The sequence below is a fragment of the Massilia sp. DWR3-1-1 genome, assembly GCF_049898325.1.
Lineage (GTDB): Bacteria > Pseudomonadota > Gammaproteobacteria > Burkholderiales > Burkholderiaceae_D > JAFCUW01.
In genome coordinates this window covers 151,345-169,564 of sequence record NZ_JAFCXL010000004.1, presented here as the reverse complement: position 1 = coordinate 169,564, position 18,220 = coordinate 151,345, and the positions used below count along the sequence as shown (strand labels likewise).

Sequence of the window (18,220 nt, the reverse complement as noted above, 5' to 3'; positions counted from 1 at the left end):
AGTGCGTCAGTACGCATTGGCGTCGAACCAGACGGCAATTGCGGTACGCAGGATGATTTTGATATCGAGCGCCAGCGACCAGTTTTCAATGTAGTGGAGATCGAACTGCACCCGTCGATGCATCTTGTCGACGGTATTGGTCTCGCCACGCAAGCCATTGACCTGCGCCCAGCCCGTGATGCCCGGCTTGACATTATGGCGCGCAAAATACTCCGAGATAATCGAAGAAAATTCGATATTGTGTTGCACTGCGTGGGGCCGCGGCCCGACGATCGACATGCTCCCCCGGATCACGTTGAACAATTGCGGCAGTTCGTCCAGGCTGCTACGGCGCAGGAACTTGCCCACCTTGGTGACGCGAAAGTCGTTACGGGTTGCCTGCTTGACTTCGCTGCTGGCCGAATCGGCGACGGTCATGGAACGAAACTTGTAGACTTCGAACACATCGTTGTTGAAGCCATGCCGGCGCTGCTTGAAGATCACCGGGCCCTTGCTGTCGAGCTTGATGGCAAGGGCGATCAGCAACAGCAACGGTGCAATCAGCAGCAATAAAACGCTGGATATGACCAGGTCTTCCGCTCGCTTGATGATGCCGCTCTGTTCGGCCACGCGGCCGTTGGCGATGGTCAGCACGGGAACCGTGCCGACCCGTTCCATGTTCATCCCGGCGAACCGCCACACCACGTCATTGGGCACCAGGTCGATGCGCACAGGGACCGTGCGCAATTTATTGAGCAGTCCATCGATGCGCTCGGAAGCGACCCACGGCAGCGCGACGATGACACGGTCGACGTAATTGGAACGAATATAGTCCAGCAAGGCCGTGGTGCTGCCCAACATTTGTACACGCAGCGATTCGGGGATCGGCCGGTCGAGTCGGTCGTCGAACACGCCGAGCACCTTGACGTTGGCATGGTGCGCCACCCGGATCGCACGAATCATTTTGACGGCGTGCTCATTGGCCCCCACCACGACGATGGTTTCAAACATCTTGTCGGCCGCGATAGCACGCCGCACCACTTGGGTAACAACGATGCGGTTGATCACCAGCAGCGCGGCCGACGCGCAAATCGTCAAACCGAACCAGAGTCGGGAATACTCATGCAGGCTGCCCGACAGGTAGCCGCAGACGGAAATGAGGCAAAGTGCGCACGTGCCGCCCACAAACAGGGTGCTGATCATGGTGTACAGGGACGTAAGCGCGCGTGCACGGTATCCCTGCGCAATATGCAAGGACACAATGGTCACCACCGTGCCCAGATAAACGAACAGGTGACTCGCTGGCGCCATCGTCGACCCAAAACCGAAGCGCAAAAAATAGCCTCCGAATCCGGCCAGTAACAAGGCCAGCAGATCCGCTATCTTCAAAACATTGAGCCAGTGCGCGGCCCCGTAACCGGCCAAATCGCCCACGCCACGGCGCGGAAACGCCGGCACTTGCGCATGCCCCACAGGGGCGGCGACGCTCGCATCCTGGTCCGTCACAACGGTTGAGCCGACATGATTATTCATGATTCACACACCCATTCATAAGAAATCAGTCGCGGCAAGCACAGTGCCAGCGTCGAGGGGACGCGGCATTTACATCCGGTTATCGTAATATTGCTTACGAGCAGCGTACTTTCTTCATTCCGCTGCTGATTCGCCTGCGCGCAGACGAAACCGTCAATTCGTACAATTAGGACAGGTCCGGACTATCCTGCCTGGTGAAGTGCATCAACTCGCTCATTAGCGATGGGCGCAGTCAGTGACCTTGTTCATTGCGTACGGCAGGCATTCCATCGCCTGATCTGCGACGGCGCGCGATAAAACAAAGCACTGCCAGACCGCCAATCAACATGCTCGCACTCTCGGGTTCCGGTACCGCGCTCACGTAGCCGTCGCCAGAAAATGCGACGCCCAAGTTACCGACCACAACACCGCCCACACGCAGGGAGTACAAACCTGCTGTCGCAGTGACCGCGTCAAGTCCCCAACTTTCAATGCTGCCCGTCGAATTCCTTGTTCCAGCCGCAATCAAGGTCGCGCCCGAATACAGGCCGAACGACGTAATATCGAGGTCATGCCCGCCCGAGAGCTTGGACGTCAGCGACGACCCCAGAATGGAGGGCCCATCAAGGCTGAAATTAAGAACCTCCAGGAACGATTTACCTGCGTTTCCACCAACAAAGGCGGCGCTAAACACCGTATTACTCTCGTCAAGGATGATCGACTGTGTATGCACAAGGGCCGGCGTCAAGGTGACCGTTTCCACTGCATTGGCCGAGAGCGACAGCAAAGCCAAGGAGAAACTGGCAAGCAAATTCTTGTAGTTCACGAATATGTACTCCGTCTAAAGGACAACATAGAAAGGCATGCCGCAGGGGCTCTTTTATAGTTAACACCGCGATCCAATACCAGGTCGTACCATGTTTGTTTTTCAAGCCGCAATTCAGCCGAAAATGGCCGCTGCCACGGCATACCATGATTGCCTGAATGCCATTCACGGCAAATACGAACTGCAATTTATGACGCCCACCACCACAATGGCTTCACCGGGCGGCCATGCTGCCTGTGATACGGTGCTATTTGCGTACTCCGCGCGCGGCGCCGGTCTTGATATTGGCTTGCGCATGCGCCAATTTCACCTTGATGCGCTGATATACCTGGCGCGTATCACGGGCGATGGCACTCCAGCGATAGGTCTCGGCAAGCTGCTGTCGTGCGGCTTCCGCTTGCCCCGCGCTGCGCGTGCTGGCGGCAACTTGCGTGATTTGACGCGCCAGCTTGTCGACGTCACCGAGTGGATAAAAAACCAGTCCTGGATTGCGCACTTCGAGATTGGCCGGAATATCGCTGGCAATCGCCGGCAGGCCATAACTGAGCGCCTCCAGCAAGGCGATCGGCAAGCCTTCGTGCGACGACGGCAATACGAACATCGCCGCGTGCGCATACAGTTCGCGCAGTGCCAGGCCCGACTGGAATCCCGTGCACACCACGTTCCGCACGCCAGCAGTGGCGGCGCGTATCGACCGTGCATAAGCCCCTTGATGGTCGGCGTCGCCCACCAGCACCAATTTCCAGTCGTCCAGTCCAGCAGCGATAAATGCTTCAATCAGGTCCAGGTGGCGCTTCTCCGGCACCAGGCGGCTTACCATCAACACGTATTTTTTCGGCGTCAGGCCAAAGGCAGTGAGCGCGCCGGTAGTGGCCGGGATCTCGCGCAGCGTCACGCCGTTTGGAATCAACACGCTGCCGCAACCATGCTTCACCCGTACCAGGTCCGCGATGCCCCGCGAGATCACGATGCGCTCATTGGCGAAACGCATCCCCCAGCGCTCTCCCATGCGTAACACGGCTCTGGCCAATCGCCCCCATTTTTGCCGCTCATAATCGGCCCCATGGTGTGTCACCACCACCCGCAGGCCCAGCAGGCGTGCCAGCGGTGTCATCAGGGCGGGACCGATCGCGTGAATATGCAATACATCGGGACGCCGCCAGGCCGCATATAAAACACCGATCAAGGTGTGTCCGATTGCCTCGATAGTTTTTTTCCGGGGGGCCCACAGGCGGGTAAACCGCAATCCCCGCCACGCCGCCGGATTATCGTGGGGCTGGTAGCTGTCGCGCACCACCACCTCGATATCGCAGCCCATTTGCGCCAATTCGGTATACAGGTGCTCGGCGTGATTTTCGACGCCGCCCTGAACATTGGGAAAGCCACGCAGGCCCAGCACCATGACAGAAATATTCTCGTTCGCTCTCATCGCATCAGGCATCGCAGGTCACATTTCGCACACATAAACACACAGAAATATCAAACTTATACTTTTAGTTATTCAAATTTTAACTGCTATATTTTGCGTGTCAACATATTTTAAAAAGATATACGTTACCACCCGAAAAAACAACCAAATGTGTATCCCATATTTCATATATCTAATATTTGTTACCGCCGAATCGCCATGACACTATCGAGGCAATCATGCGCAAGGTTCGCCGCGCGCAGATCCTGGGCACCACGGTATGCCTACGAAAAAAATAATTATTTTTTTGTTCTTTGCAGTGAAGTGCTATGAGCGTATATGCTTGAGGGATGCGAAGAATACCCGAGACAGCTGAACTTCATGTTCTGCTGATCGTCCGCGCGAGCCCCAGTCTTGCAAAGGCTGGCGTGATACCGCTATTGACAAGCGGCGCCAACGCCCACTATTGAGTGAACAGACCCATGCAGGAAATGAAAAAAGACCCCGTCGTCGTGTTGTTTCAATACCGGATCTTTCATTACCGGAAAGAATTGTTATTGCTGCTGCGGGAAAAATTGGCAGCAGCAGGTGTCAAACTCGAACTGGTATATGGACAAGCATACGGGGATGAGATTCTTAAAAATGATGTGGCGACGCTTGATTGGGGACACCAGGTGAATAACTGGTACTTTCCCATCAAGGAGAAAAAGGATTTATGCTGGCAGCCGCTCCCCAAATCGGTGCAAAAACCCGACATGGTTATCTTTATGCAGGAGAACCGCCTGCTATCGAATTATTTCTGGATATTGCAAAGTAAACTGGGACGCACACGGACGGCGTTCTGGGGGCATGGCCGCGACTTCCAGAGCAAGGCGCCGGGCGGATTGCGCGAACGCTGGAAGAACTGGACCATCAAGTCGGTCGACTGGTGGTTTGCGTATACGGCGATGACGCTTGATGTATTGAAGGACAGCGGCTTCCCGTCCAGTCGGACGACCTTGCTCAACAACTCAATCGACACGGCCGGCTTCCAGCGCGAAGCGAACGCGGTATCAGCGGACGACCTGGCGACATTGCGCGCGCAGTTCGGCATTGCCGACGGCGCACCGGTCGGCCTGTTCTGCGGCTCCCTCTATCCCGACAAGAAGCCCGAATTCATGATCGCCGCGGCCGATCTGATTCACCGGCGCCACGGTAATTTTCACTTTATCGTCATCGGCGACGGCCAGAGCGCGCCGGACATGCGCGTGGCCGCCCTGACCCGTCCGTGGATGCACTGCGTGGGCGTCAAGCGCGGCACCGACAAGGCCGCACTGTTCAAACTGGCTAGCTTTGTCATCAACCCGGGACTGGTGGGCCTGCACGTGCTTGACGCCTTCGCCCTGTCGCTGCCAATGCTGACGACCCGTACGGCATTGCACAGTCCGGAAATCGCCTACCTCGAGCATGGCAAGACCGGCCTGATCACCGACGATGACCCGAGTGCCTTTGCCGACTGCGCGCTCGCGCTCATCGAGGACCCGGTCTACGCCGCCACCATGCGCGAAAACTGCCAGCGTGCCAGCCTGGACTATTCCGTCGATCGCATGGCAAGCCGGTTTGCCGAAGGCATCATGCGCTGCTTGCGGGAGATTCCGAAGACCCGGCACGCCTTGTCGCCACACGCGCCCGCACGCCCATAGCGCCGGGCGCCCGCACGGCTATCTGGGCAACATCCGCCGCAAGGTATCATCGCGCACCACATAATGGTGATACAGGGCCGCCGCCGCGTGCAGGCCGATCAGCACGTAGCCGATGGTGGCGCCGGCTTCGTGGAGTTCCTTGAGCAAGTGCGCCAGTGACTCGCTGGCGCCGATCAGGGGCGGCAAGCGCAGGCCGAAGAACACGATGTCCGCCCCTGCCGCGCTGCGGATGGCCCAGCCCAGCAGCGGCATGCCCAGCATGAAACCATATAGCGCAATTTTCATCAGCCGCGCCGTGACGAGCACCGTGCGTGCAGGCGGCGGCGCAATGGCCGGCGCCTTCGCCGTGAAACTGACGGCCAGGCGCAGCAGCGCCAGTCCCAGCACCGACAATCCCAGCGTGTAATGCCAGCTTTTCATCGCCTCGCGCGTGACGCTGCCTTTCGGAAAATAGCCGCGCAACTCCATGCTGGCAAACACGGCCACCAGCAGCAACAGCATCAGCCAGTGCAGTGCGGCGGGCAAGGCGCCATAGTGCGTCGTACTGTTTCGCCATTTCATGATGACTCCATTCCTGTGTGATGCGTAAGCAAAGCGCCATCAAAACGATGACGACCGTTGCAGTGTGGCCCCCACTTATTAAGGAATAGTTAAGTACCGTCGGTGGCGAAGCGCACCGTGACGGCCAGCCCGCGGCCATCGGGGCCGGCGGACAGGCTGACCGTGGCGCCGTGGACGTCGGCGATGCGGCGCACGATCGACAGACCGAGCCCGCTGCCGGGCCGGTTCGCATCGGCCAGCCGAAAAAAACGCTCGAAGACGCGCTCGCGCATGGCCGGCGCGATGCCGGGGCCGGAATCGCTCACGCTGACCCAGGCGGCAGCGCCGTCGCCGTGGCAGGCCAGCACCACGGTCCCGCCCGGCGGCGTGTAGCGAAACGCATTGTCGAGCAGGTTGCGCACCAGGATCAGCAGCAACTCGGGATGGACCGGGCACGTCGCCGGCGCCAGTGCCGTCTGCAGGCTGTGACGGTACTGGCCAGCGCTGGCGCGCCAGGCCTGTACCTGCCCGGCCAGCAGGACCGCCATATCGTGCTGCTCGGGCGGGACGCTCGCTTGCAGCGGGTCCAGCCGCGCCAGCGTCAGCAACTGGTCGACCAGGCGGGTGGCGCGATCGACGCTCACGCCCAGGCTGGCGATGAATTCCAGCCGCTCGCCGTCGTTGCGGGCCCGCTCGATCACTTGCAGGCTCGTCTTGATGGCCGCCAGCGGCGTGCGCAACTCGTGCGCGGCGTCGGCGGTGAAACGCTGTTCGTGCGCCATCGTCTGGCGCACCCGCCCGAACAGGCGATTGATCGCCAGCAGCAAGGGCGCCAGTTCGTCGGGCGCCCCGCGCAGGCTGACCTCGGCCAGGTCGTTCGGCGTGCGCAGCGCCACCTCGTCGGCCGAGGCTTGCAGCACCCGGAACACCTGGTTGACGCTCCACCAGATCGCCACCCCCGCCACGCTCACGGCCAGCAGCGCGAAGCCGAAGAATTTCAGGGCGAAGCGGGTGCTGATGTCGCGCCGGTGCGCGGCCGGTTCGGCGACCTGGATCTGCAGGCGGCGGCTGCTGTTCCAGCTGGCATACACGCGCCACTGCTGACCGTCGACCCGGGCCCAGGAAAACCCGCTGGCGCCGGGTCCGGCAAAACCGACCAGGGGCGCCCCGGCGTTTCTGTACAAGATACGCTGGTCGGCGCTCCAGATCTGGAACAGCAGATATTGCCGGTGATTGTGATTTTCCTGGGTCGCCATCACCAGCGGCGCACCGGCCGCATGCTCCTGCACTTCGTGGTCGGCCAGCGAGAGCAACAAGTGGGCGGTCTCGCTGAGGGACTGGTCGAACAGCGCCTCGCTTTCCTGTTGCGTATCGAAGTACACGATCAGCGCGCTCACGCCCCACAGCAGCAGCGTCAGGCCCAGCAGCAGCGACAACAGGGTGCGCCGCAGCGACCAGCGACGGCCCCTGCCCAGCCACAGCGGCGCATTCATGGGGCCGCCTTGTCGATGCGGTAGCCGACCGCGTGGACGGTGCTGATGAGGCACTTGCCCAGCTTCTTGCGCAGGTGGTGGATATGCACCTGCACCGCATTGCTCTCGATTTCTTCGCCCCAGCCGTACACGCTTTCCTCCAGCCGTTCCCGGCTGATCACCTGGCCGCAGTGCTCAATGAGCATCAGCAGGATGCTGAACTCCTTGGCCGTCAGGGCGACCGCCAGGCCCGCCCTGTGCACTTGCCGGGCGGCGGCGTCGATGACGATATCGCCGTGGACCAGGCTGGTCCTGACGCGCCCGTGCGCCCGCCGGCACGCGCTGCGGATGCGCGCGGCCAGCTCGTCGAGGTCGAACGGCTTGACGATGAAGTCATCGGCCCCCGCGTCGAGCCCGGCAATCCGGTCGGCGATCTGGTCGCGCGCCGTCACGATCAGCACGGCGCCGTCGTAGCCCCCCTGGCGCAGCAGCGCCAGCGCCTGCATGCCATCCTGCCGCGGCAGGCCAAGGTCGAGCAGGATGCAGGCGTAGCGGTGCAGCCGCACCGCCGTGTGCGCGCTTTCGGCCGACTGCACCCAGTCGACGGCGTAACCGGCTTGCTCCAGGCCGATCTGGGTGGCGCGTCCCAGTTGCGGATCGTCCTCGGTCAACAAGATACGCATCGTCCAATCCTCTGAGCTTGAATGGCGTCGAAGATCAGCGAAGCTTGTTAAGAACTTCTTAATATCTTCCCGCCACCATGCACGCCATTGACCACCTCGACGAAATGACGCGCCATGCCGCCCAGCCGTTCTCCCTTCCTTCACGCCCCACGCCTGCTTGCGCTGTCTGCGCTGGCGTTTGCGCCCATCACGATGGCGCAGGCGCTTGCGCCGCAATTGCGCCTCAGCGAGGCCGACATCGACCGCGCCGGCATTGCCGTCACCGCCGCGCTGGCCACGCTGGCGGGCACCGAGGGCAACGGCGCGCGCTTTGCCGGCACCGTGATCGCCGCGCCGGCGTCGCAGCGGATCGCCAGCAGCGAGCTGGCCGGGGTGGTGCAGACGCTGCATGTGAGCAGCTTGCAGCAGGTGCAGGCGGGCGCGCCCCTAGTCACTCTGTTCAGCCAGCCCTACCTGGCGCTGCAAGGCCAGTATGTGCACAGCGCGACCCAGGCCCGGCTGGCCGCCGACAAGCTGGCGCGCGACGAGAGCCTGTTTGGCGATGGCATCATCGCCCGTGCCCGGCTCGACGAGAGCCGGGCGGCGGCGCGGCTTGCCGCGCTGACGGCGGCAGAACACAGCCAGGCCCTGCGCCGCGCTGGCCTGAGTAGCCGGCAGGTCGGCGCGCTGGCGCAGGCCGGCAGCCTGTCGCCGCTGCTGGTGGTCAGGGCGCCAGCGGCGGGCACCGTGCTCGAATTGCCCGTCCAGCCGGGCCAGCAGGTCGACGCCGGCGCCATCATCGCCCGGCTGGGCCAGGCGGCGCCGCTGTGGGTCGAACTGCAGGCCGCGCGCGCGCAGCCGCACCTCAAGGTGGGCGATCGCCTGCAAGTGGCCAACTGCAGCATGCTGCGTGTTATTGCCATCTCGCCCATCGTCAACAGCGCCAGCCAGGCCCTGCAGGTGCGTGCCGAGCAACTCGATCGTGATCCCTGCCTGAAAATCAATGCCTACGTCGAGGCCAGCCTGCTTGCGCCCGAGCGCCGCGCAGGCAGCGTGGCGGTGCCGGAAGCGGCCCTGGTGCGCCAGGGCAGCGCACAGTTCCTCTTCGTGCGCGCGCCTGGCGGCTTTCGCGTCGTTCCCGTGCAGGCCAGCGCCGCCGGCGGCGGCATGGTGTGGGTGCACGGCGCCGTCGAGGCCGGCGACGCGGTGGCGAGCAAGGGCCTGGTGGCCTTGAAAGGCGCCTGGTCCGGGCTGGGCAAGCCGGCCGTCGCTGCGCCAGGCGCCGCGGGAGCCCGCTGATGCTGGCCCGGATCATCGCGCTGGCGCTGTCGCAGCGCCTGCTGGTACTGGTGCTGGCCCTGCTCATGACCGCCGCCGGCGTGCAGGCATTTCGCCAGCTGCCCATCGACGCCTTTCCCGACGTCTCCACGACCCAGGTCAAGCTGATTCTCAAGGCGCCGGGCATGACGCCCGAGGAAGTCGAAGCGCGCATCGTCGCCCCCATCGAGCAGGAGCTGCTCGGCATCGCGCGCCAGGCCGTGCTGCGCTCGCAATCGAAATACGCGATTGCCGACATCACCATCGACTTCGACGATGGCACCGATGTGTTCTGGGCGCGCCAGCAGGTCAGCGAACGCCTCGCCGGCGTGATGAAGGACTTGCCCGCGTCCGTCAGTGGCGGGCTCGCGCCCATCACCACGCCGCTGGGCGAGATCTTCATGTTTACCATCGAAGGGCCCTTGACGCTGATGGAAAAACGCAGCCTGCTCGAGTGGACGATCCGTCCGCAACTGCGCAACATCGCCGGCGTGGCGGACGTCAACTCGCTCGGCGGCATGGTCAGGAGCTACGAGGTGGTGCCGGACCTGGCAGCGCTGGCCGCGCGCGGATTGTCGCTGCCCCAGTTGCAGCAGGCGCTGGAGGCGAATAACCGTAGCGATGGCGCCGGCCGCCTGGGCAGCGGCGAGGAGGCGCTGCTGGTGCGCAGCGACGGCGCCATTCGCAGCCTTGAGGACGTGCGCGCCATCGCCATCGGCAGCCGCGACGGCGTCGCCACCACCGTGGGCCAGGTCGCCACCGTGCGCATCGGCGCGCTGACCCGCTACGGCGCCGTCACCCAGAATGGCCAGGGCAAGGCGGTCGAGGCACTGGTGCTGGCCATGCGCGGCGCCAACACCCAGCAAGTGCTGGGCCAGGTGCGCGAACGCCTGCGCGATATCAGCAAGACCCTGCCGCCAGGCACCATCATCATGCCCTTCTACGACCGTGGCAACCTGGTCGAGCGCGCCGTCTCCACCGTCACCGCCGCGCTCGGCGAAGCGACCGTGCTGGTGATCGTGCTGCTCTACGTGTTCCTCGGCAACTTGCGCTCGGCGCTGGTGGTGGCCTGCATCCTGCCCCTGTCCGCCCTCGGCACCTTCTTGCTGATGAACGCCTTCGGCCTGAGCGCCAACCTGATGTCGCTGGGCGGCCTGGCCATCGCCATCGGCATGCTGGTCGACGCCGCCGTGGTGGTGGTGGAAAACATCGAGGCTCAGGGCGCCAGCAGCCGGCCGGGGCTGGCCAGGCTGCACGTGATCTACCGTGCCGTGGCCGAAGTGGCCGTGCCCGTGAGCGCGGGCATGCTCGTCATCATGATCGTGTTCCTGCCCCTGCTGTCCCTGCAGGGCCTGGAAGGCAAGCTGTTTGCGCCGGTGGCGCTGACGATCATCTTCGCGCTGGCCGCCTCGCTGCTGCTGTCGCTCACCGTGATACCGGTGCTGGCCTCGCTCGTGCTCAAGGATAGCCATGGCCCCGTGCCGCTGCTGGTACAGCGCCTGGAAGCGCTCTACGCCCGGCTGCTGGCGCGCGCCTTGCGGCGTCCCCGCAGCGTTGCCGCAGTGGCGGCCACGGCGCTGCTGCTGGCGGTCGTCGTGTTCATGTTCGTCGGCAAGTCGTTCATGCCGACGCTCGATGAGGGCGACATCATCATGCAGATTGAGAAGCTGCCGTCGGTCAATCTGCAGGAATCGGCACGCCTCGACCTGGCCATCGAGCGCCGCATCCTGGCCGCAGTGCCTGACGTCGAACGCATCGTGGCACGGCTGGGCTCCGATGAACTGGGGCTCGACCCCATGGGCCTGAATGAAACCGACGCCTTCCTCGTGCTCAAGCCCCGCGCGCGCCGCCAGCACCACGACAAGGAGGCGCTGGTCGATGCGCTGCGCAAGGCCACCGATAGTTTTCCAGGCGTCAATATCAGCTTTACCCAGCCGATCGAAATGCGCACGGCCGAGATGCTCTCGGGCGTGCGCGGCGACCTGGCGATCAAGATTTACGGTCCCGATCAACAGGTGCTGGCGGGGCTGGCGGCCAGGATTGTCGGACTGGTGCAGGCGATACCCGGCAGTGAGGACGTGCTGACGGTCAAGAACAGCGGGGTCCAGTACCTGCAGGTGGACATCGACCGGGTCGCGGCTGGCCGGCTCGGGCTGTCCATCGACCAGGTGCAAAACGATCTGCGCACCCTGGTCGAAGGGCGCATCGGCGGCGTGGTGATCGAGGGCGGCAAGCGCCTGCCGCTGCTGATCCGCGGTGATGCGTCGCTGCGCCTGTCGGCAGCCCTGTTGCAGCAGTTGCAATTGCCGCTGGCCGACGGCCGCGCCATCGCGCTCAGCCAGATTGCCAGTTTGCGCAGCGTCGATGGCCCGGTCAAGATCGAACGGGAAAACAGCACGCGCATGGTGGTGGTACGCGCCAATGTACGGGGCCGCGACCTGGTCGGCTTTGTCGATGAAGCCAGGGCGACGGTGGCGCGCCAGCTCAGACTGTCCCCGGGCTACCGCCTGTCGTGGGGCGGCCAGTTCGAAAACCAGCAACGCGCCGCGGCCCGGCTGGCGCTGGTGGTGCCGGTGGCGCTGGGCCTGATCATGCTGCTGCTTTTCATGACCCTGGGCAGCCTGCGCCAGGCGCTGCTGGTGTTCATCAATATCCCGTTCGCCCTCATCGGCGGCGTCTTCGCGCTGGCCTTGACGGGCCAGTACATGTCGGTGCCCGCCTCCGTGGGTTTTATCGCGCTGATGGGCATCGCCGTGCTCAACGGCCTGGTCATGATCACCTGCTTCAACGACCTCGTCGCGCGCGGCCTGACGCTGGGCGAGGTGGTCACCCAAGGCGCGCTGCGGCGCTTGCGGCCCGTGCTGATGACCGCCTGCATCACCGGCCTGGGCCTGGTGCCCCTGCTGCTGTCCAGCGGCCCGGGCTCGGAAATCCAGAAGCCGCTGGCCATTGTTGTCATTGGCGGCTTGCTCAGCGCCACCTTGCTGACCCTGATCCTGTTACCCATCCTGTTTCGTCGCTACGGTGTAGCGGCGACGGCCCCTTGCCTGACTGGAGTGCCCCATGACTGAACTATCCGCCTACAACGCCTTGCTGACGCTGGCCATCCCCACCGCACTGGAAGAGGACGTGCTCGATTTCCTGCATGCCAACCGCGCCTGGGCCAGCGGCTTCTCGCTGCTCACCGCCCAGGGCATCGGGCTGGGCGCGCCCCTGCAGACAAGCATGGAGCAGGTGCAAGGGCGCGCCGCGCGCAAGCTGGTGCTGATCGCCGGCGTCGAGGACGATCTGCGCGAACTGCTGCAGGCGCTGGCGCTGGAAATACGCAACCCGAACGTGGCCTACTGGATCAGTCCGCTCGGGGCCTACGGGAGGCTGGTATGAGCGCGCGGCGATGGCTGCTGGTGCTCGGCTTTGGCCTTGGCGGCATGCACGCCGTGCCGGCGAGCGCTTCGGGCGCCCTCAGCGCGCTGCCGCCGGAACCGGTGGTGCGTCGCGTGCTGGAAAATCTGCCCCAGTTCAGGCTGGGCATGGCGGCGATCGATCTGGCCGACGCCGAGCAGGCAAAATTGCAGGCCGGCCCGTACGAGTGGACCGTGCGCAGCTCCGTGAGCCGCCGCAGCGTGGCCCCGGACGCACGCTACGCCGAACAGGACCTCGCCCTCGAACGCACCATGCGCTGGTTCGGCAAGGCCGAGCGCGATCGCGCAGTCGGGGAAAAGGGGCGCGAAGTGGCGCATGCCCGCCACGCGGACATGTGGCATGAGGCGGGCCGCGCCCTGCTGACCGACTGGTTCGCGGCGCTGCGCGACAGCGCCGCCGTGGAACGCTTGCAGGAGCAGTTGCAGGTGGCCCGGCAGTTGCACGAGGTGGCAGCAACCCGCGTCAAAGCCGGTGACGGCGCCGCGCTCGAGCAGCGCCAGGCGGCAACGGAAGTGCTGCGGGTCGAGGCGCTGCTGCTGCAAGCCCGGCAACTGCAGGACCAGTCGCAGGCGCTGCTCGACAATCACTACCCGGGCTTGCCCGCGCCCGTGCCCGGCCGGCTGCCCGCACCGCAACCGGACGAGCAGGCGAACGGCTACTGGCTGGCAAAAATAGTCAACGATAATCACGAAGTGGAACTGGCCCAGGCCGAAGCGGACCTGGCGGCGCTGCGTGCCAGTCGCGTCGCCAGCGACCGCATGCCGGACCCGACGTTTGCCGTGCGCGCGGCGCGTGAACGGGGCGGCGAGGAGCGCGTGCTGGGCCTGACCATCTCGATCGCGATTCCCGGCCCGGGCCGCAGCGCCGACGCGGCGGCGGCGGCGATCAAGGCGCGCGCGGCCGTGCAACTGCTGGCGCAGGCCCGCACCCGGGTGCAAAGCATGGCCAGCCGCGCCGTTATTGACAGCACGCGCAGTTACCAGGTCTGGGACAGCCTGCGCGAGATCGAAGCGCAGACGGCGCAACAGGCGCAATTGCTGCAGCGTGCCTACCAGGGCGGAGAAGGCTCGCTGGCCGACGCGCTGGCGGCGCGCCGCCGCGCCCTTGAAGCGGCCTTGCTGGCGCAAGCGGCCCGGATCGATGCGCTCGCCGCGTTTGCCCGCGTGCGCCTCGATGCCCACCTGATCTGGTCAATCGACTAAGGCTAAGGCGCGGCGCGCTTTTTCGCGCTGGCGGTAGCGGCCGGCGACGACGCCCGCGTCTGTCGATTGCCTGCTGGCCGCCCTGCCCGTATGATGGCGCGGGCAGCGTTGGCGGCCTGGTCGTCGCGGCAAGCGGCACAATTTCAAAGGTCTCGCATGGCACAAGCCTCCATCAAACCGACACTGCCGCACCAGGGTGTCGGCTACGCACTGCTGGCGGCGGCGCTGTTCGGCGCCAGTACCCCGTTTGCCAAGACGCTGGTGGGCCAGGTCTCGCCCGTCCTGCTGGCCGCCCTGCTGTACCTGGGCAGCGGGGTCGGATTGCTGCTGTGCTATCTGCTGCGCGCGGCGGTGCGGCGCGCGGCGCATGAGCGGCCGGTGGCGCTGACCCGGCCCGACCTGCCCTGGCTGGCCGGCGCCATCGCCGCCGGCGGTGTGGCCGGCCCCGTGCTGCTGATGCTCGGCCTGGCGCTCACGCCCGCGTCGGCCGCATCGCTGCTGCTGAACATGGAAGGGGTGCTGACGGCGCTGCTGGCGTGGTTCGTCTTCAGGGAAAATTTCGATCTGCGCATCTTTATCGGCATGCTCCTGATCGTCGTCGCCGGCGCCGTGCTGTCGTGGGAGCAGGTGCCGGCGCTGGGGGTGCCGTGGGGCGCGCTGGCCATTATCGGCGCCTGCCTGTGCTGGGCCATCGACAACAACCTCACGCGCAAGGTGTCGGCCAGCGATCCCCTGCAGATCGCCTGCCTCAAGGGCCTGGTGGCCGGTACGGTCAACCTCGGCATTGCGCTGGCGCTGGGCATGGCGGTTCCGGCCGCCCCGACGATCCTGGCGGCCGCGCTGGTCGGCTTTTGCGGCTACGGCCTGAGCCTGGTGTTATTCGTGCTGGCGCTGCGCCACCTGGGCACGGCCCGCACCGGCGCCTACTTCTCGGCCGCGCCGTTTGTGGGCGCGGCCGTCTCGGTGGCCCTGCTGGGCGAAGTGCCGGGTACACTGTTCTGGCTCGCCGCCGCCTTGATGGCCGGCGGCATCTGGCTCCATCTCACCGAGACGCACGCCCACCATCACCAGCATGCGCCTCTGGCACACACCCACGCGCACCGCCACGACAGCCATCACCAGCACCGGCACGATGGGCAAGATGGGCACCGCGATGGCAGCGAAGTCCATTCCCATCCGCATGTGCACGAGGCGCTCGCGCATGCGCATGCCCATTATCCCGACATCCACCACCGCCACGAGCACTGAGCACCTTCACCGTCCGTGCCGGCCCGCCCTGTCAGTACAGCACCACCGAACGGATCGACTCGCCGCTTTTCATCAGGTCGAAGCCCTCGTTGATGCGCTCGAGCGGCAGGCGGTGGGTGATCAGGTCGTCGATATTGAGCTTGCCTTCCATGTACCAGTCGACGATCTTCGGCACGTCGGTACGGCCACGGGCGCCGCCGAACGCCGAACCGCGCCATTCGCGGCCGGTGACGAGCTGGAACGGGCGGGTGGCGATTTCCTCGCCGGCGGCGGCCACGCCGATGATGAAGGACTTGCCCCAGCCTTTGTGGGTGCATTCGAGGGCCTGGCGCATGGTGCCGGTGTTGCCGATGCACTCGAAGCTGTAGTCGGCGCCGCCGTCGGTGATCTGCACGATGGCGTCGACGACGTTCTCGACCTGTGTCGGATTGATGAAATGGGTCATGCCGAACTTGCGCGCCATCGCTTCGCGGGCCGGGTTCAGGTCGACGCCGATGATCCTGTTGGCGCCCACCATTTTCGCCGCCTGGATCACGTTCAGGCCGATGCCACCGAGCCCGAACACGACGACATTCGCGCCCGCCTCGACTTTCGCCGAGAACAGCACGGCGCCCACGCCCGTGGTGACGCCGCAACCGATGTAGCAGACCTTGTCGAACGGCGCATCCTGGCGGATTTTCGCCAACGCGATTTCCGGCACCACGATGTAGTTCGAGAACGTCGACGTGCCCATGTAGTGAAACAGGGGCTTGCCGTCGATCGAGAAGCGGCTGGTGGCGTCGGGCATCAGGCCGCGCCCCTGGGTGGCGCGGATCGCCTGGCACAGATTGGTCTTTTGCGACAGGCAGAATTTGCACTGGCGGCATTCGGGCGTGTACAGGGGAATGACGTGATCGTCTTTTTTGAGGGTCGTCACGCCCGCGCCCACGTCGACGACGACACCGGCGCCTTCGTGGCCGAGAATGGCGGGAAAAATGCCTTCCGGGTCGGCGCCGGACAGGGTGTAGTAGTCGGTATGGCAAATGCCGGTCGCTTTCAGTTCGACCAGCACTTCACCGGCGCGCGGGCCGTCGAGGTCGACTTCTTCGATGGTCAGGGGGGCGCCGGCGCGCCAGGCAATCGCTGCTTTGGTTTTCATGAAGGGGCATTCCTTTGAGGTCGGTATGGGCAAGGCCCCGATTGTGGCGGCAGGGGCGGCGCGGCGCAGGCGGCGCCGGCCGGAATGGCAGGATTTGATGCAATAATGACCGGATTGTCCTCCTCTCAACCATCGTACTCATGACATTGCGCGCACCGGCCGCCGCCATCACCGTCGATATCGTCGTCTATCCCGGCTTCAAGGCGATGGAAGCGATCGGTCCCCTGTCCGTGTTCGAATACGCCAATCTGCACCTGCTGCGCGATGGCAAAGGGCCCGGCTACGACGTGCGCATCGCCTCCTGCCGGACCGGCGCGGTGCCGTCCGACACCGTGATGACGCTCGAGGCCACCAAGGCCGTCGGCACGCTGGCCCTGCCCGATACCGTGCTGGTGGTGGGCGCCCGTCACATCCACGCGGCGCTGGTCGACAGCGCGCCACTGGTCGACTGGATCGCCGCCGTCGCGCCGCGCGTGCGCCGCCTCACGGCGCTGTGTTCCGGCGCCTTCTTCCTGGCCCACGCGGGCGTGCTCGACGGCAAGCGTGCGACCACCCACTGGGGCGTGGCCGATCGCCTGCAGGCCGACTTTCCCGCCATCGAGGTCGAGGTCGACGCCATATTTATTCAGTCTGACAACATCTGGACGTCCGCCGGGGTGACGGCGGGCATTGACCTGGCGCTGGCCCTGGTGGAAGAGGATTTTGGCCGCACGCTGGCGCTCGAGGTGGCCACCGAGATGGTGGTATTTCTGAAACGCCCCGGTGGCCAGTCGCAGTTCAGCGCCCACCTGCGCAGCGAGCGCACGGCACGGCCGAACATCCGCGAGCTGCAGGGCTGGATTCTCGACAACCTCGCACAGCGCCTGCCGCTGTCGCAACTGGCGCAAAAGGCGCTGATGAGCGAGCGCCACTTTGCCCGCGTGTTCCAGCAGGAAGTGGGCATGAGCGCCCAGGAATTCATCGAGACGAGCCGTTTCGAGCGTGCCACCCACCTGCTGGCCGACCTGGCCCTGCCCCTTAAAACGGTGGCCGTGCGCGCCGGTTTCAGCGACGAGGCGCACATGCGACGGGTGTTTTTGAAAAAACTCGGCATTGCCCCCAAGGCCTACCGGGAACGGTTTGCCACCACGGGCGTGAGCGGATCGGCGCCCTGAGTGGCGCCCTGAGCGGCGCCGGCTGTGAGCCCGCGCCCGGCGCTTGCCGACGGCGCGCCAATTGTCAGCCGCATTGTCAGCCATATCGCGCTAGCAGATTCGGAATCCCCCTCTGAACTTCAGTACCAGTGCCCGCTCTAAAAGCAGTGAGACCTGCAAACGCGGCAGGCAACGCCGGACCAATCGCCGTGCAGTTGTTTGCCAGTTGCTCACGATCGGGCACCTGGTCGGGCCGTCCAGGCTGCGAATCTCGGTTTTTCTCTTTGGGGGGCACTGCGATGGGAATGCAATCGGACTATATCAAGGTCAGTCAAACCGACGTTCAACAACTAGCTGACAAGCTCAACGCAATGCGCGATCACCTCACGGAAGAAGAAACCACCGTGCTGGTGGGGGTCTTGTCACTGGCAGAACACGCGCTGGCCCCGCCCGGCCATCCTGCCCACGGCACACCGGCCGCCAGTGCGGCGCCCGCCGCCGAGGTGGCCGGTGTGCCAAAAAAACGCCTGCTGCTCGAGCGGGAAACCATCCGTTCGCTCAATGTCTGGGACCGCCTGCTGCAAGTGGAGGCGCACAGTCTCTGGACGTGCAATGGCGCGCCCCGGCGCCCCAGCGAGGAGCTCAAGAAAACCCGCGGCAAGTAAGCGCGCGCCCCCA

Annotated in this window: 15 protein-coding genes; 8 read left to right on the top strand and 7 right to left on the bottom strand. The window is 64.7% G+C overall.

All coding sequences use genetic code 11. The annotated features are described in order from the left end of the window. Window positions 1-6: 6 nt before the first annotated feature. The 3 genes from ACP7EY_RS06095 to ACP7EY_RS06085 form a co-directional block, all read right to left on the bottom strand. Window positions 7-1,512 carry an undecaprenyl-phosphate glucose phosphotransferase gene (locus ACP7EY_RS06095; protein WP_426191515.1) on the bottom strand — a complete coding sequence of 502 codons (1,506 nt, stop codon included), beginning with the start codon at window positions 1,510-1,512 and terminating at the stop codon, window positions 7-9. A 232-nt stretch (window positions 1,513-1,744) separates the two neighbouring features. Next, the gene (locus ACP7EY_RS06090) at window positions 1,745-2,317 is read right to left on the bottom strand and encodes an FxDxF family PEP-CTERM protein (protein WP_426191513.1); all 573 of its coding nucleotides are present in this window, start codon (window positions 2,315-2,317) and stop codon (window positions 1,745-1,747) included. A 247-nt stretch (window positions 2,318-2,564) separates the two neighbouring features. Next, window positions 2,565-3,758, bottom strand: a complete 1,194-nt coding sequence (locus ACP7EY_RS06085; protein ID WP_426191511.1) for a glycosyltransferase family 4 protein — start codon at window positions 3,756-3,758, stop codon at window positions 2,565-2,567. 449 nt (window positions 3,759-4,207) lie between these two features. On the opposite strand from ACP7EY_RS06085, the gene ACP7EY_RS06080 reads away from it, so the two are divergent. Beyond that, on the top strand, window positions 4,208-5,407 hold the full coding sequence (locus ACP7EY_RS06080) for a glycosyltransferase family 4 protein (protein WP_426191509.1): 1,200 nt from the start codon (window positions 4,208-4,210) through the stop codon (window positions 5,405-5,407). An 18-nt stretch (window positions 5,408-5,425) separates the two neighbouring features. On the opposite strand, the gene ACP7EY_RS06075 is transcribed toward ACP7EY_RS06080, so the two are convergent. The 3 genes from ACP7EY_RS06075 to ACP7EY_RS06065 all read right to left on the bottom strand — a co-directional run bounded on the left by ACP7EY_RS06075 (window position 5,426) and on the right by ACP7EY_RS06065 (window position 8,102). Next, window positions 5,426-5,968: a cytochrome b gene (locus ACP7EY_RS06075; protein WP_426191507.1), complete on the bottom strand. Its 543-nt coding sequence runs from the start codon at window positions 5,966-5,968 to the stop codon at window positions 5,426-5,428. Window positions 5,969-6,057: 89 nt separating this feature from the next. After that, window positions 6,058-7,440 (bottom strand): ATP-binding protein, encoded by a 1,383-nt coding sequence (locus ACP7EY_RS06070; RefSeq protein ID WP_426191505.1) that lies wholly within the window; start codon window positions 7,438-7,440, stop codon window positions 6,058-6,060. Further along, complete coding sequence (locus tag ACP7EY_RS06065) at window positions 7,437-8,102, bottom strand: response regulator (protein ID WP_426191504.1); 666 nt, start codon at window positions 8,100-8,102, stop codon at window positions 7,437-7,439. Before ACP7EY_RS06065 ends, ACP7EY_RS06070 begins: the two co-directional genes overlap by 4 nt. Window positions 8,103-8,216: 114 nt before the next feature. On the opposite strand from ACP7EY_RS06065, the gene ACP7EY_RS06060 reads away from it, so the two are divergent. The 5 genes from ACP7EY_RS06060 to ACP7EY_RS06040 all read left to right on the top strand — a co-directional run bounded on the left by ACP7EY_RS06060 (window position 8,217) and on the right by ACP7EY_RS06040 (window position 15,271). Continuing rightward, entirely contained in the window at window positions 8,217-9,380 is a 1,164-nt protein-coding gene (locus ACP7EY_RS06060) for an efflux RND transporter periplasmic adaptor subunit (RefSeq protein ID WP_426191502.1), read from the top strand. Then, window positions 9,380-12,469: an efflux RND transporter permease subunit gene (locus ACP7EY_RS06055; RefSeq protein WP_426191500.1), complete on the top strand. Its 3,090-nt coding sequence runs from the start codon at window positions 9,380-9,382 to the stop codon at window positions 12,467-12,469. The genes ACP7EY_RS06060 and ACP7EY_RS06055 overlap by 1 nt, the downstream gene beginning before the upstream one ends. Continuing rightward, window positions 12,462-12,782, top strand: a complete 321-nt coding sequence (locus ACP7EY_RS06050; protein ID WP_426191498.1) for a DUF3240 family protein — start codon at window positions 12,462-12,464, stop codon at window positions 12,780-12,782. The genes ACP7EY_RS06055 and ACP7EY_RS06050 overlap by 8 nt, the downstream gene beginning before the upstream one ends. Then, window positions 12,779-14,023 carry a TolC family protein gene (locus ACP7EY_RS06045; protein ID WP_426191496.1) on the top strand — a complete coding sequence of 415 codons (1,245 nt, stop codon included), beginning with the start codon at window positions 12,779-12,781 and terminating at the stop codon, window positions 14,021-14,023. Before ACP7EY_RS06050 ends, ACP7EY_RS06045 begins: the two co-directional genes overlap by 4 nt. 156 nt (window positions 14,024-14,179) lie before the next feature. Then, window positions 14,180-15,271: a DMT family transporter gene (locus ACP7EY_RS06040; protein ID WP_426191494.1), complete on the top strand. Its 1,092-nt coding sequence runs from the start codon at window positions 14,180-14,182 to the stop codon at window positions 15,269-15,271. Between the two features lie 31 nt (window positions 15,272-15,302). On the opposite strand, the gene ACP7EY_RS06035 is transcribed toward ACP7EY_RS06040, so the two are convergent. Beyond that, window positions 15,303-16,409 carry an S-(hydroxymethyl)glutathione dehydrogenase/class III alcohol dehydrogenase gene (locus ACP7EY_RS06035; protein ID WP_426191492.1) on the bottom strand — a complete coding sequence of 369 codons (1,107 nt, stop codon included), beginning with the start codon at window positions 16,407-16,409 and terminating at the stop codon, window positions 15,303-15,305. Window positions 16,410-16,549: 140 nt separating this feature from the next. Here ACP7EY_RS06035 and ACP7EY_RS06030 point away from each other — a divergent pair, with 140 nt between their 5' ends. Both ACP7EY_RS06030 and ACP7EY_RS06025 read left to right on the top strand, forming a co-directional pair. Beyond that, the gene (locus ACP7EY_RS06030) at window positions 16,550-17,563 is read left to right on the top strand and encodes a GlxA family transcriptional regulator (protein ID WP_426191490.1); all 1,014 of its coding nucleotides are present in this window, start codon (window positions 16,550-16,552) and stop codon (window positions 17,561-17,563) included. 350 nt (window positions 17,564-17,913) lie between these two features. After that, window positions 17,914-18,207, top strand: a complete 294-nt coding sequence (locus ACP7EY_RS06025; protein WP_426191488.1) for a hypothetical protein — start codon at window positions 17,914-17,916, stop codon at window positions 18,205-18,207. Window positions 18,208-18,220 lie beyond the last annotated feature (13 nt).